At 59.4% G+C, this 14,201-nt stretch carries 11 protein-coding genes and 1 pseudogene; 6 read left to right on the top strand and 6 right to left on the bottom strand.

The annotated features are described in order from the left end of the window. Nucleotides 1-221: 221 nt before the first annotated feature. Nucleotides 222-1,064 carry an NADPH-dependent oxidoreductase gene (locus QE453_RS01550; RefSeq protein WP_112766273.1) on the bottom strand — a complete coding sequence of 281 codons (843 nt, stop codon included), beginning with the start codon at nucleotides 1,062-1,064 and terminating at the stop codon, nucleotides 222-224. A 392-nt stretch (nucleotides 1,065-1,456) separates the two neighbouring features. Here QE453_RS01550 and QE453_RS01545 point away from each other — a divergent pair, with 392 nt between their 5' ends. From QE453_RS01545 to QE453_RS01520, 6 genes and pseudogenes are all read left to right on the top strand, one after another. Next, complete coding sequence (locus QE453_RS01545; RefSeq protein ID WP_309776234.1) at nucleotides 1,457-3,064, top strand: ABC transporter substrate-binding protein; 1,608 nt, start codon at nucleotides 1,457-1,459, stop codon at nucleotides 3,062-3,064. Between the two features lie 41 nt (nucleotides 3,065-3,105). Continuing rightward, nucleotides 3,106-4,197, top strand: a complete 1,092-nt coding sequence (locus QE453_RS01540; RefSeq protein ID WP_309776233.1) for a rhodanese-like domain-containing protein — start codon at nucleotides 3,106-3,108, stop codon at nucleotides 4,195-4,197. Nucleotides 4,198-4,243: 46 nt separating this feature from the next. Then, on the top strand, nucleotides 4,244-5,497 hold the full coding sequence (locus tag QE453_RS01535) for an acyl-CoA dehydrogenase family protein (protein ID WP_309776232.1): 1,254 nt from the start codon (nucleotides 4,244-4,246) through the stop codon (nucleotides 5,495-5,497). A gap of 7 nt (nucleotides 5,498-5,504) precedes the next feature. Continuing rightward, nucleotides 5,505-5,798 (top strand): annotated as a pseudogene (locus QE453_RS01530) (pyridoxal-phosphate dependent enzyme); the annotation flags it as partial. A 1-nt stretch (nucleotide 5,799) separates the two neighbouring features. Further along, a complete protein-coding gene (locus QE453_RS01525) occupies nucleotides 5,800-6,495 on the top strand; it encodes a pyridoxal-phosphate dependent enzyme (RefSeq protein ID WP_309776231.1) in 696 nt (231 codons plus the stop codon). 321 nt (nucleotides 6,496-6,816) lie between these two features. Then, nucleotides 6,817-8,412 (top strand): ABC-F family ATP-binding cassette domain-containing protein, encoded by a 1,596-nt coding sequence (locus tag QE453_RS01520; protein ID WP_282455441.1) that lies wholly within the window; start codon nucleotides 6,817-6,819, stop codon nucleotides 8,410-8,412. 156 nt (nucleotides 8,413-8,568) lie between these two features. Here the strand turns inward: QE453_RS01520 and QE453_RS01515 are convergent, their stop codons facing one another. The 5 genes from QE453_RS01515 to dhbA all read right to left on the bottom strand — a co-directional run bounded on the left by QE453_RS01515 (nucleotide 8,569) and on the right by dhbA (nucleotide 14,199). Then, complete coding sequence (locus tag QE453_RS01515) at nucleotides 8,569-9,324, bottom strand: SDR family NAD(P)-dependent oxidoreductase (protein WP_004445340.1); 756 nt, start codon at nucleotides 9,322-9,324, stop codon at nucleotides 8,569-8,571. Between the two features lie 169 nt (nucleotides 9,325-9,493). Further along, nucleotides 9,494-10,432 carry a LysR family transcriptional regulator gene (locus tag QE453_RS01510; protein WP_035207002.1) on the bottom strand — a complete coding sequence of 313 codons (939 nt, stop codon included), beginning with the start codon at nucleotides 10,430-10,432 and terminating at the stop codon, nucleotides 9,494-9,496. A 225-nt stretch (nucleotides 10,433-10,657) separates the two neighbouring features. After that, nucleotides 10,658-12,571: a PhoX family phosphatase gene (locus QE453_RS01505; RefSeq protein WP_309776230.1), complete on the bottom strand. Its 1,914-nt coding sequence runs from the start codon at nucleotides 12,569-12,571 to the stop codon at nucleotides 10,658-10,660. A 128-nt stretch (nucleotides 12,572-12,699) separates the two neighbouring features. Continuing rightward, entirely contained in the window at nucleotides 12,700-13,413 is a 714-nt protein-coding gene (locus QE453_RS01500; protein ID WP_309776229.1) for a 4'-phosphopantetheinyl transferase superfamily protein, read from the bottom strand. A gap of 30 nt (nucleotides 13,414-13,443) precedes the next feature. Further along, entirely contained in the window at nucleotides 13,444-14,199 is a 756-nt protein-coding gene (gene dhbA, locus QE453_RS01495) for a 2,3-dihydro-2,3-dihydroxybenzoate dehydrogenase (RefSeq protein WP_113381705.1), read from the bottom strand. Between the last annotated feature and the right edge of the window lie 2 nt (nucleotides 14,200-14,201).

The following is a 14,201-nucleotide window of genomic DNA, read 5'->3' as shown; positions in this document are numbered from 1 at the left end:
CGGTTGAGGACGGTGGCAGGATGCGTTCAGGAGCATTCTGAACGGATCGTAAGGCCTTCGAGCGGGGCAAAGGAAGACCGGTCATTCTATATCTACTAATTTTATAGAAAATAAGTTCCCGAAACCGGTGATTTCGGGAGAGATTGCGCCGCCCCGGCCCGCGCCTCGTATTGCCGGGGCAAGGGCGCGCCTTCGTTTGATACCGTCAGCCGCAATGGAATTTATTTGATAGCGAAACCGAGGCGACGCAACGTCCGGCTCAGTTCCGCACGGCCCTTCAGCGCGGCGGCGTTCTCCACACGCTGGGCAATGGGCCCTGTCCAGCCATTTTGGGGCAGGCCCTGTTTTTCCTGAAACACCTTTAATACCTCATCATAAGAATTGAGGTCATCGTGGGCGGGTTCCGAATAGGTTTCATGAAACAGAACGGATGATTGTGACAAGCGCGGTTTGACATCTGTTTTTACCGCCGGGTCAGGATAGCCGACCGTCAGGCCGAAGACCGCAACCGTCTCGGCAGGTAGGTTGAGTTCGCGGGCCACGTCCTCCGGCCTGTTGCGGATGCCGCCGACGTAGCAGGAGCCCAGGCCGACTGAATCAATCGCGGCTACAGCGTTCTGCGCTGCCAATGCAGCGTCGATGGCGCCGATCAGGAAGCTTTCCAGGTAATCCAGTCCTTCGCCCTCATTCCCCTGGCTTGAAGCGACCGTGCGCAGCCGCTTCAGGTCGATAAGCCAGATGAGGAAAAGGGGGGCATCCTTTATATGGGCGTTGCCGCCGGTGAAACCCGCCAGTCGTGCCTTGCGCTCCTTGTCCTGCACCGCAACCACACTCCACGCCTGAAGATTGGATGATGTGGGCGCTGATTGCGCGGCGGCGACCAGAAGCTCCAGGCTGCCCTCCGGCAGAGCCTTGGGCAGATAGGCGCGGGCGGTGCGATGGTTCAGCAAGGCGTCGATGGTGTCATTCCAGAAAGGCGGAGAAAAATCGGCCTGCGTTCCATAACGGGCCTCGACGCGCTGCTGTGGGATTTCCAGTTTGGTAATCGGACTGGGCGGGGTCATCGGATGAAACTCCATAATTGTGGGGGGCGGGCTCAATTGTGCGGATCAGAAAGGTGGCAAATTCCTGTGATTTGATATGGCCGGCCGAGGCATCTGCCGAGCAATGTCCTTCTCAATCGCGATTTTGAGATGAAACAACATTTCCACGGGAATGCTGAAACAAACGCCGGCGAGATTTCTTCGCATTCCACCATCTGCTCCGGATGCGCAACGAAGATCCCGATGGATGGGGCAATTCAGCGCGAGTTTTGGTGCCTGCTTGCGTAAGTATTGAAATAAAATTCCGCAAGGAATGATTTCTTCGACAAGGAGGAAGAATTTTATCCTTAGGAATGCGCTGCATTGCCCCGATGCTTTCGTCATCGAAACGACGTTTTCCAACGGGGATTTTCATGACGATCGGACGCCGGCAGTTCAATAAAATGCTTCTTTTGGCAACGGCAGGAACGGCCCTGCCTGGTTCGGTCTTCGCAGCGGGTGGCGATGCGAGCCGGCCCGTCTCCGGCGGCACGCTCAGGCTGCTTTATCGTGTCGATCCCGGCAACGCGCTTTTCGCCATCAACACATCGTCAGGCACGGGGCAGGCGATCGGCCCAAAGATTGTTGAAGGCCTCCTCACATTCGATTTCGACCTCAAGCCGCAGCCCTTGCTGGCAACGGAATGGTCCGTTTCCGATGACCACCTGCGTTATACGTTCAAACTCAGGCCAAATGTGAAATGGCATGACGGCAAAGATTTTACATCGGAAGACGTTGCCTTTTCGATTTTCCGCCTGAAAGAAGCGCATCCACGCGGCCGCATAACCTACCAGAACGTTCAGGCGGTGGAGACGCCGGATCCCCTCACTGCCATTATCGTTCTGTCCAAACCCGCACCGTTTCTCATTGCTGCGCAATCGAGTTCGGAATCGCCGATCGTGCCGAAGCATATTTTCGAAAAGCTGAAGCCCGCCGATGGCCAGACGCTGCAGACTGCTATTGGCACCGGCCCCTTCAAACTGACCGAATGGACGCCGGGGAGCCATCTGATCTTCGATCGAAATCCCGATTATTGGGATGCCGGCAAACCCTATCTTGATCGCATCATCCTGCGCATCATCACCGACCCGGCTGCGCGGGCAGTGGCGCTGGAGACGGGCGAAGTCGATCTTGGCGACAACCCCGTGCCGCTGGCGGATCTCGAACGGCTGAAGCAGAACCCCGATCTCGTTCTGGATACGAACACCTATGCCTATGCGGGTCCGCAGCAGCAGTTGTTCTTCAATTACGATAACGAAATCTTCCGCAAGAAAGATGTTCGCCTGGCCATTGCGAAGGCAATCAACCTCGACGAGATCGTCAATGTGGCGCTCTTCGGTTATGCGCAGATATCACCCAGCCCCGTCAGCACGGCCCTTCCCAACTGGTATGATGCTTCGGTCAAGCCATATGCCTTAGACCCGAAAGAAGCGGAAAAGTTACTCGACGCGGCGGGATATCCGCGCAAGGAGGACGGCAAGCGTTTTCCGGTACGATTGACGTATAATTCCTATCTGACACCTGGCTATGCCGATGTTCTTCGCAGCCAGCTTGAAAAGATCGGCATTGCCGTTGAAATCCGCAAATACGACCTGCCAACCTATCTGAAAACTGTCTACACCGACCGTGCCTTTGATCTTGTGGTGGAATCCCTCTCCAATACCTTCGACCCGTCGCTCGGCATCCAGCGCGCCTACTGGAGCAAGAATTTCAAGATCGGGCTGCCCTTTTCCAATGCAGCAAACTACGCCAATCCAGAGGCAGATGCGCTTCTTGAAGCGGCCGCCATCGAACCGGATCCGAAGAAACGCTGGGTAACCTGGAGCAAGTTCCAGCATCTCATCCATGACGACGTTGCCTCCGTCGATCTCGTGGCGGCGGGAAGCCAGATCGTGGCGCACAAGCGGGTCAGGAACTATGTCACCGGCGCGCAGGGGCTGAACTGGAGTTTCGGCGATCTGTGGCTCGATCCGACCGCTTGAAACCCCGCATGAAAATTCCGGATTTGTCAGGAGAAAACGCAATGTCCGTATTTGCTGTAACAAAAGATCGTCTCATCGAATGGCTGCGGGATGGCAGGGAACTTGCGGTTCTGGATATCCGTACCGCCGAGGAAGTGGGGTATGCTTCACCGCTATTTGCCACGAACCTTCCGGTTGACAGGCTTGAGGCGGAAATTGATCGCTTCATTCCTCGCCCCGTCGTGCGCACCGTGCTGGTGGATGATGGAAAAGGCAGCGCGGAGCAGGCGGCCGAACGGCTTGCCGCCAAGGGTTGGACCGACATTCATTTTCTGCGTGGCGGAATCCCGGCATGGATCGAAGGTGGCGTCGAGGCGTTGCCGACATTCGATATTCCCGGCGTTCCTTTCGTTCAGAAGGTGAGAAGCGAGAAAAACACGCCTGTGGTTTTTGCGCGTGAGCTCAAGGCGTGGCGGGACGCCGGAGAGGATGTTGTCATCCTCGATACGCGCACATTGCCGGAATATGAAAAGGCACATGTGCCCGGTGCGATCGGTGTGCCGGGTGCGGAACTCCTGCTGCGCTTTTCCGATCTCGTTCCCTCGCCCAAAACAAGGGTCGTCGTCTCCTGCGCGGGCCTGCCCCGCGCAATTCTCGGCGCGCAGACATTGATCGACGCCGGTGTCGAAAACGATGTCAGTTACCTGCATGATGGGACGCGCGGCTGGACGGATGATGGATTTGAGCTGGAAACAGGCCCCTCCCGGACATATTCGCATGTGAGCGCCAACGCGAAAGAGATTGCAGAGGCGCGGTTGAAGGCCTTTTCCAGGGATGACGATCTGCTCTTCATCGACCGTCCGACTGCCGAGACATGGTTGAAGGACCCATCACGAACGACCTATTTCCTGGACGTGCGCACACCGGAAGAGTTCGAGACTTCCCATCTGCAGGGCTCAATTTCGTCGGAAGGCGGGCAGCTTCTCGGTGTCGCCTATCGAACGATCGCGGTGCGCGGTGCCCGGGTCATTCTGGTGGATGACCTGCTCGGCGCCCGCGCCAGGGTCGTGGCCCACTGGCTGAAACGCAGAGGGTTCGAAATCGCGCTCCATTTACACGACTTCGAACAGGGTGCCGAAGCGGCAGCCGCCTAGACCCGGCCGGGTGTTCGCCAGACTGCTCCACAGACAGGAATTTGCAATGACCAATGCCAGCCATGCCTGGGGTTCTGCGCCCAGCAAACGTTTTGACGCGATCGCCGAGAGGTTTCGGGTAATTTTTTCCGAAATCGGCGAAGATTCGATACGACACGATCTGGAACGCGAGCTTCGTTTCGATGACTACGAAGCTTTGAAAAAGGCTGGCTTTTCCAGATTGCGCCTGCCGGAGAAGTTTGGTGGTCTGGGCCTGACGCTTCCCGAGCTTTTTGGCTTGATCATTGAACTCGCGCAGGCGGATCCCAACCTCACCAATGCTTACCGCAGCCATCTCGGCTTTACGGAGGATCTGCTGAATGCACCACCTTCGCCATGGCGGGATGCGTGGCTGGAGCGGATCGGACGTGGCGAAACCATTGGCAGCGGCTTTTCGGAAATCGGGGATGCCAAACTTGGAACCTATTCCACCCAGCTCACCCGGGATGGCGGCGGCTGGCGGCTGAATGGCGAGAAATATTATACGACCGGCTCGCTCTATGCCGACTGGATCACGCTTGGAGCCGTGGATGGGGACGGCATACCGGTTGGCGCGCTTGTTCCCACAAAGGCTGAAGGCGTCGAAATCGTCAACGACTGGGATGGTTTCGGACAGGCGCTGACGGCCAGCGGCACGGCGCGATTTACCGACGTGGCGATTTCCGAGGACCTCATCAAGCCGAGCGCGCTTCGTTTCAGCTATTCAGGCGGCTTTTTCCAACTCGTCCATCTGGCCTCGCTTGCCGGGATCGGCCGCGCGGCCGCATTGGAAATCGCCCGCCATGTTGCGGAGCGCAAACGCGTCTATCAACGCAGTAACGCCGCGCGTTTTTCTGAAGACCCTCAGGTGCTTCAGGTCGTGGGGCGGATCAGGGGTGCGGCCTATAGCGCCGGCGCCATCGTGTTAAAGGCCGCAGAAGCCCTGCAGGCTGCCTATGATGCCAATCTCTCTCGAGACGAGGAGCATATTGCATCTGCGAACCGTGACGCGGAGCTGGAAGTCAGCCAGTCGGTTACTGTCGTCAGTAACCTTATCCTGGATGCGTCCACTGTCCTCTTCGATGCGCTTGGCGCCTCGGCCGCAAAACGCAGCCATGGTCTTGATCGTCACTGGCGAAACGCCCGCACGATAACCTCACACAATCCTCGTATCTATCACGACCGTATCGTTGGAGATTTCGCCGTGAACGGCGCCTCACCGGCGCCAAATGGAGGCGTGGGGATAGCACCGCAAACGCAGAAGGAAAAATCCGAAGCATGATCAAAACATGCGGTCCGACGGGCGATACGCATTGGAGCCTGTTGTTCGGTATCCACGCAGTGCAAACAGGATAGTGAAATTGGGCAGGATTTATCGGGATTTTACAGAACTCGTCGGCAATACGCCGCTGGTGGAACTCACCAGAATTAGGACGAAATACAATCTCCAATCGCGCATTCTCGCCAAGATCGAGTACCTCAATCCCGCAGGCAGTGTCAAAGACCGCACCGCTTGGGGCATCATAAGTGAGGCTGAGAAGAGCGGCCGATTGAAGCCGGGCGATCTTCTTTTCGATTTGACCAGTGGCAATACAGGCATCGGAATTGCGGCGGTTGCCTCCGCACGCGGCTATCGCACGAAATTTTTACCTTCGCAATACCATCAGCGAAGACAAGATCAACATCCTCAGGCAGTTCGGCTCCGAGATCGAGCTGATCGAAAATGAGGAGCTCTTCCAGCCCGATGCCATCCATCGCATCATCGACAGGATCAAGGCTGAAAATCCGGATGCATTTTATACCGGCCAGCGTTCCAATGATGCCAACCCGCAGGTTCATTTCGAGACGACCGGGCCGGAAATCTGGCGCGATACCGAAGGTGACATCGATATCCTGGTCGCCACCGTTGGTACGGGCGGCACCGTGTCCGGTGCCGGACGTTTCCTGAAGGCGCAAAAACCGGAGATAAGGATCGTTGTTGCCGAGCCGACACCGCAGTCCGTTCCATCCCCCGAAAACCCCGGCGCTTCCACGATCGAAGGCGTCCACAAGGTGACCGAGGTGGAGGAAGGGACCTTGCCGGAGACCTACGACAAGAGCGTCGTGGATGAAGTCATTGCCGTTACCACCGAAGAGGCGCGGCGGGGCAGCGCTTGCGGTGGCCAGAGAGGAGGGCTTCCTTGTGGGAACCTCATCCGGTGCAGCCATCTTTGCCGCGATCGAGCTTTCCCGCCGCGCGGAAAACAACGGCAAGACGATTGCGGTCGTGTTTCCGGATAGTGGCGAGCGCTATCTTTCGCTTTTTGATGCCCCTGACTGAAAAGTCTGCTCGCATGGTTCGCGGCCCCGGAGAAGTTTGAACTGTGCCCGTGAATGACCATGTCGGCGAAATCATTGCCCTCTGACGCCGGATGTGGAGCGAACACAAGACCGTCAGCCGCCGATGCTTGAAAAGAGCGCAGGCCGTTATTGAAGCGGCCTTGAATGTCCCATTTTCAAACGCTACATTCCATCGGTCCGCAGCAACAACAGGATGGTCGACAATGGATTTCAACCCGATAGCAACGCCACTTTGCCTTGCCATGCGGGAAAACCTTGTCCATGACCCACTTTATCACACTCTCCAATCTGTCCTGGTTCACGCCTGACGGTCGTTCGCTTTTCACCAATCTGAATATTGTATTCGGCCCGGAGCGTGTCGGGCTGGTCGGTCGTAACGGCGTCGGCAAGACGACGCTCTTGAAGCTGATCGCCGGCGAATTGACACCATCTTCGGGTTCTGTCTCTGCCCCATCGGGTATCCACATCCTGCGTCAAAGCGTCCAGGTGGCCGAAGATGAGACGATTGCCGATCTCTTTGGCGCGCGTGATGCGCTCGCTGTACTTGAACGGGCGCAGGCGGGTGGCGCGACGTTGGAGGAACTGGCCGATATTGATTGGATGCTTGAGACGAATATCGAGGCGGCACTCGCGCGCTTCGGCCTGTCCATGCCCGCGACGACACTGCTCGCCCGACTCTCCGGCGGGCAGCGCACCCGTGCAGCGCTTGCCGCTCAAATCTATCATGCACCGGAGTTCCTGATCCTCGACGAACCCACGAACAACCTCGATCGTGACGGTCGGACTGCAGTGATCGAACTTGTGAGCGGCTGGCGTCACGGCGCAATCATTGTCAGCCATGATCGTGAATTGCTCGAAACGGTCGACAGCATTGCTGAACTGACATCGCTCGGTATCAGCCGTTATGGCGGAAACTGGAACCACTACAGCGATCGCAAGGCACTGGAGCTTGACAATGCCAGGCATGAACTGGCCGAGGCCGAGAAGCGGCTCAGCGCCGTCGAGCGCAAGGCGCAGGAGACGGCCGAGCGGCAGGCTCGTCGCGATGGTGCAGGCAAAAGGAAGGCGGCGGAAGGAGGAATACCGAGAATTTCGGCCGGAGGGCGCGCCATGCGGGCGGAGCAGACAAGCGGTGACAGTGCCGCCACGGCGCGCCGAATGACGGGGGAGGCCAAGGCAGACGTCGCAGAGGCGCGAGGGCGCATTGAGGTGCTTGAACCATTCATGCTGTCCATACCGTCCACCGAACTGGTGGCGTCAAAGACGGTTCTGCGGCTGGAAGACGTAACTGCGGGTTACGAACGCAATGCGCCTGTCCTGTCCGATCTGTCGCTTGCGATTACAGGTCCGGAACGGATTGCGGTGGCGGGGCCGAACGGTTCGGGAAAGACGACGCTGCTTTCCGTCATCACCGGGTCTCTCGCGCCATTTTCTGGTTCGGTCCGAGTTGAGGTTGCTTGCGCGTTGCTGGACCAGAAGGTCAGCTTGCTGCGACCCGGGCTATCCATCCGGGACAATTTCATGCGTCTCAACCCGCGGTCCAGTGATAACGCCTGCCGGGCCGCTCTTGCCCGCTTCCTGTTTCGCGGCGACGCCGGTTTGCAGGATGTGCGGCATCTGTCTGGCGGCCAGATGCTGCGCGCCGGCCTTGCCTGCGTCCTTGGCAACCAGAAGCCGCCGCAGCTTCTCATACTCGATGAACCGACCAATCACCTCGATCTTGATTCCGTCGCGATCGTGGAGGCCGGCCTGAAAGCGTATGACGGCGCAATTCTGGTCGTCAGCCACGACGAGGCGTTTCTGGAGGGGATCGGCGTGTCCCGACGGTTTGAGCTTCATGGACGCCGTCAAACATGAGCAACGCCGCGCATTTTAGCGCGGCATTTGGTCATTCGAGAAGCCAGCTCGACGGCCTGAAGAACGTCCTGAGGCTCTCTGTGCAGGCGATTGACGGCAGCACGCATCTTGATTTCTTACTTCGAAACGGAGGCCACCCGCCACTGCGGTTCAGCGTTAAACCTGTGCCTGGCCGCCGTCCGCGAAGAGCTCGGCGCCGTTGACGAAGCTCGCATCATCGGAGGCGAGGAACAGCGTCGCCTTGGCGATTTCCTCGGCTTCGCCGACGCGACCGAGAGGGATGCGAGAGGCGAGATAGTCGAGCAGGCCCTGCTGCTGTTCCTTGTCGTCGCCTGCAAGTTCGACGAGGCCTGGTGTGCGCGTGGCGCCGGGCGAGATGACGTTGACGCGGATGCCCGTGCCCTTGAGGTCGAGAGCCCAGGAACGAGCCAGGTTGCGCACCGCGGCCTTGGAAGCGGAATAGACGGAAAAGGCAGCCGTGCCTTCGGTGCCGGCAGTCGAACCCGTCAGCACGATGGACGAGCCCTTGCCCATCAGCGGAAGTGCCGCCTGCACGGTCAGGATCACAGCTTTCACGTTGCGGCCAAGGGTGTCGTCAATCTGCTCCTCGGTGATCTGGCCGAGCGGCAGCATGGTGCCGCCACCTGCATTGACGATGAGGGCGTCAAGGCGGCCCTGTTCCGCCTTCACCTGGGCGAACAGCTTGTCGAGGTCAGCGTTGCTCGAGGAGTCCGCCTGTACGCCGACCGCGCCCTGTCCTATTTCTGCCACCGCCTCGTCCAGAGCGGCCTTGCGGCGGCCTGTGATATAGACGCGTGCGCCTTCGGCAGCGAACAACTTGGCCGTCGAAAGACCGATGCCGCTGGTTGCTCCGGTGATGACGGCGATCTTGTTTTGAAGCCTGTTGGCCATGTTAACTCTCCTGATGCTTGGGCGCGCGAAATGGTTCAGCCCGAATGCACGGCCTGTTGAAGTTCTGAATTTGCTCGGGATGTGGCGCTGGCCATTGGCCTCGTCACCGTCCGATGAGGAGAAGTTAGTTCGTCAGCCCGGTGGAGAGAAGCCGCTCAGGATGGAGACATTATCCATCTGGATGGATAGTCGCCGTCACATCGCGCCGTGCGTCGACCGCTTCGAACACCTTCGCTGCCCATTCCGTGAAGGCGCGTAGCCGCGGATTTGGGAAACGATCAGCGGGATAGACGAGATGAAGGGGATGATTGTCCGGCTTCCAGTCGGGCAGAAGTTCAACCAGCGCCCCGCTCTTGAAATGGGGCCGCGCGAGAAATCCGAAGCTTTGGCCAATTCCCAGTCCCGACAGCAGCGCGTTCAGATGCGCGGTACTCTCGTTGACGGAAACGCCGCCAGAGGCCGGGAGATACTCGCTTCGCTCTTCGCCGCGCTGAAAACGCAATGGAAATCTCTTTCCAGATGACGCGGAGAAGTAGGAGACGATCCGATGCTTCTCGATATCGTCAGGTCGCTCCGGCAACTGCAGACCAGCCAGATAGGTGGGCGATGCGCAAATGACGTAGTCCAGCTCGCACAGCTTCCGCGCCTTCATTGATGAGTCACCCAGCGCCCCGCCGCGAATGACGCAATCGATACCCTCACTGACGAGATCGGCGGGGCGATCGCTGACACCGAGCATGAGATCGATTTCCGGATAATGGCGCTGAAAATCCGAAAGTGCCGGGATGAGGATCTGGTTTGCCAGCACAGATCCGATGTCGACGCGCAGCTTTCCTTTGGGTGTGCTGCGGGAGCCGGCAATAGTGCCGTCCATGTCATCGAGATCGGCGAGGAGCTTCAGCGCGCGTTCGTGATAGGCGACGCCCTCCGTGGTCATCGTGACCGACCGTGTGGTGCGCTCCACGAGCTTTGTTCCGAGATGTGCCTCGAGATCCTGCACCAGCTTGCTGACTGAGGACCGAGGAAGGTTCAGCATATCCGCCGCCTTGGCGAAGGACCCGGCTTCGGCGACGCGGACAAATGTTCGAATGGCGAGGATCTGATCCAAGAGAGGCCCAACAAGCAGGTGGAGATAATCTACATCTACACATGCCCGGCGAGCCCTGCCATGCAGGTTCTTGCGAAAGGTGGATAAATCTGCGCCATACGACGATATCCGAACGTTCATTCACGAACACAGGCAAAACGCCGCGTGTCCTTTCGGGCACGCGGCGATTTATCGTGAAACCGGATGGCAATTCCCTCGCGATCCGGTTCCGTTCATGCCTGTGCGTCAGCCGATCTTCACATTGTCGTCGCGCTTGATGGCGATGACGGTCGAGCGGGGCAGCTTGCCTTCGCCGTCCGGGAAGGGGGCGTCGGGGTGCTGGATGCCGACGAAGTGGGTGCGCTTGTCGGCGGACCAGGTCTGGCCGGTGACTTCGGAACCCTTCGGCGCAGTCAGGAAGCGCTCAATGCGGCCAGTGGCCGGGTCGCCCGCCAGCATCTGGTTGTTGCCCTGGCCGGCGAAGTTGCCTTCATTGGTGTCCTCGCCATCGGTCTGGATCCAGAGCAGGCCGGTCGAGTCGAACATCATGCCGTCAGGCGAATTGAACATGTTGCCTTCGTTGATGTTCGGGGAGCCGGCATAGGCGTCCTTGTGGACGGCGGGGTTACCGGCCATGCAGAACAGGTCCCACTTGAACTTGCCGTCCGCATGGTCGTCATTTTCCGGATACCAGCGCACGATCTGGCCGTATTCGTTCTTCTCGCGCGGGTTGGCGGCATTGATCGCCATGGCGTCGCCGCCGGCATTGGCGCGCAGCTTGCCGTCCTTCATTTCGCCGCGGCGGCTGTTGTTGGTCAGCGCGCAATAGGCCTCGATGGCGACGGGGTTGATGGCGACCCATTCCGGGCGGTCCATGGTCGTCGCGCCCACCTTGGAAGCGGCCTGGCGGGTGAAGACGCAGATTTCGTCGATCTTCATGCCCGTGGTTTCCGGCGTCAGGGCAAGCCACTCGCCGGCACCGTCATCGGAGAACTTCGCGACGTAAAGCGTGCCTTCGTCCAGCAGCTTGGAGGTGTCGCCGCCCGGGACGTAGATGCCGCTGGAGACGAATTTGTAGAGGAACTCGCCGCGCTCGTCGTCACCCATGTAAACGACGACACGGCCGTCACGGGCGATCACCACGGCGGCGTTTTCATGCTTGATGCGGCCAAGCGCGGTGCGCTTGATCGGTGTGGACTTGGCGTCCGAGGGATCGATCTCGACCACGTAACCGGCGCGGCGTGGTTCATTGGGGTTCTTGGCAACGTCGAAACGGGCGTCGAACTTCTCATAGGCGTAGCGGGTCTCGGCGACGATGCCGTAACGCTTGTAATCGTCAGGCAGCTTGAAGGCGGCGTCGGTGGTGCCGAAATAGCCGTTGAAGTTCTCTTCGCAGGTGAGGTAGGTGCCCCAGGGCGTGCGGCCTGCGCCGCAATTGTTGAAGGTGCCGAGACAGTCGACACCCTTGGGGTCGGCGGCGGTCTTGACGAGATCGGAGCCTGCGGCCGGGCCGGAAAGCTTCATCGGCGTGTTGTGGTGGATACGGCGGTTGAAAGGGCTGTCGAGAACGATTTTCCAGCCGTCCTTGTCTTCCGCGACTTCCATGACGGTGACGCCCTGCATGTTCTGCAGGATCTTCACGTCGTCGGCCGTCTTCGGGTTGCCTTTTTCGGCGTGCGGCAGGTTGGTTTCCGGGTTCACATATTCATGATTGACGGCGATCAGCTGGTGGTTGCCCACCACGAAGAGTTCCATGCCGTCGGTATTTTCGCCAAAGACCTTGTCGGAATTTTCAACGCTGACGCCCTTTGCGGGGTCGAGATCGGGAACGTTGGAGAACAGCGGCTGGCCCCATTTCGCCAGCGGCTTCCAGTTATAGCCTTCCGGGACATGGATGGTGTGGTCGGTGGCGGCGGCAACCGGCTTGAAGGGGAAACGGCCGACGGTGGCTTCCTGCGCTTCGGCCGAGGTGCTGCTCATCAGGTTGCCGAGCGTGCCCATGGCGGCTGCGGCCGAACCGAAGGCGAGCACGCCGCCCAGAAAGCCGCGGCGGGAAATAGCGATTTCGACCACGCGGTCGAAATCGGTTTCGGCCGGCGGCGGGTTCTGCAGTTCGTCCCACTCGTCCCAGGACAATTTGCTCGTATCGATGTCGGTCATATCGTGTCTCTACCGTTCAATGTTTGGAATCATTCCACAGGCTGCGTACCTTCCGAGTGTTTCACTCGGATGACGGGAAGACAGGTTTAAAATATGATTGTCACGGTTATGAATCTGCTGTTTTTCCCTCAATGCGGGATGAGCACGCGGGTGAGAAGCTGGCCCTCGAAGCGGCAGAAACGGAAAGGAACCTCCGTTCCGCACCGCCATTCCTCGCTGAGTTCAGCCGTCAGGCACAAGGATCCCGAGCCATTTGCGTCCAGGCGGGATAATTCGGCCGCCTCGAAAAAGAACAGCTTTTCCACCATGGGATACAGCGCCTTGAACAGGCTTTCCTTGGCCGAGAAAATCAAGCCGGTGATGAAGGGATCGATAATGTTGCCGAGGTTGTAGCGCTCATTTGCGGTCAAGAGTTGTGGGGCGATATCGCGGGCCTCCTCCTCTGTCAGCAGTTTCTCGATATCGACGCCGATAGCGCGAAACTGTCGACAGCAGCCGACAAGCGCAATCGCCGTACCCTCGCTATGGGAAATTGCGCCAATAACCCCTTCGGGCCAGAGAGGCGCACGGTCCTCGCCCATACCGGGAAAGATGGAACGGCCGGTCAGGCGGCGGATGGCTTCCGCAGCGCATCTGCGCCCCGCGATGAATTCCGCCTTGCGTCTTTGCGTGGCGCTTGAAAGCTGCGGCGGCAAGGGAGGGACCTCGCCGCCGCAGCCCTCATCGGCGCTGAAACGAAGGGTAAGGCAATGGCAGCCGCATATGTCGTCCGGCCAAGGCCAGATGGCCTCGGGTGGATCGCCGGAGATGGCGTCGTGATCAAACGCCGTTACAACGTCCATGTCCCTTACTCTCAATCCAACGGCTCGAATTCAAGCCGCAAGCGTGGCACCGCCATCAACCACGATCTGCTGCATCGTCACGTGCCCGGCCTGATCGGAGGCGAGGAACAGCACGGTATCGGCAATATCGTCCGGCCTTGCGATCTTGCCGAGCGGAATGCCGAGCTTGAACTGCTCGGGCAGGCCGGCGACCAGCCGGTCCCTGCCGGCGGGATCGCTCAACATGCCGGCAAGCATCGGCGTATCGGTGGAGCCGGGTGAAACGACGTTGCAGCGCACGCCATAGGGCGCAAGCTCGAGGGCGGCGCAATGGCTGAGGCTGACCAGCGCCGCCTTGGAGGCGCAATAGGCCATCATGCCGATGCGCGGCACGACGGCGGCATTGGAGCCGATATTGACGATTGCGCCGCGCCGCTGCCGTTTGAAGGTGGCGCTCCACTGTCTCAGCATATGGAACGGTCCGGCAGCGTTGACATCCATGCACGCCTTCCAGTCTGCGGGCGTCAGGCTTTCACTGTCGCCGAGCCGCAATATGCCGGCGGCATTGACGAGAATGTCGAGCCCGCCCCATTCGGTCTCGATCGCCTTGCAGGCCGTCTCCACCGCCGCCGCATCGGTGATGTCGAGTGCGATCTGGCGGAAGGGCGCTTCCGCCGTTCTGGCCTGGAGGTCGAGGCCGATGAGATCGGCCCCTTCCTCGATGAAACGTTCGGCGATGCGGCGGCCGATGCCCTGAGCCGTACCCGTTACCAGCACGCGCCGCCCGGTAAATCTCTGTTGCGTCATCT

It is taken from the genome of Agrobacterium sp. SORGH_AS_0440, from assembly GCF_031453135.1.
GTDB lineage: Bacteria > Pseudomonadota > Alphaproteobacteria > Rhizobiales > Rhizobiaceae > Agrobacterium > Agrobacterium pusense.
This window is presented reverse-complemented; position numbering and strand designations above follow the sequence as displayed.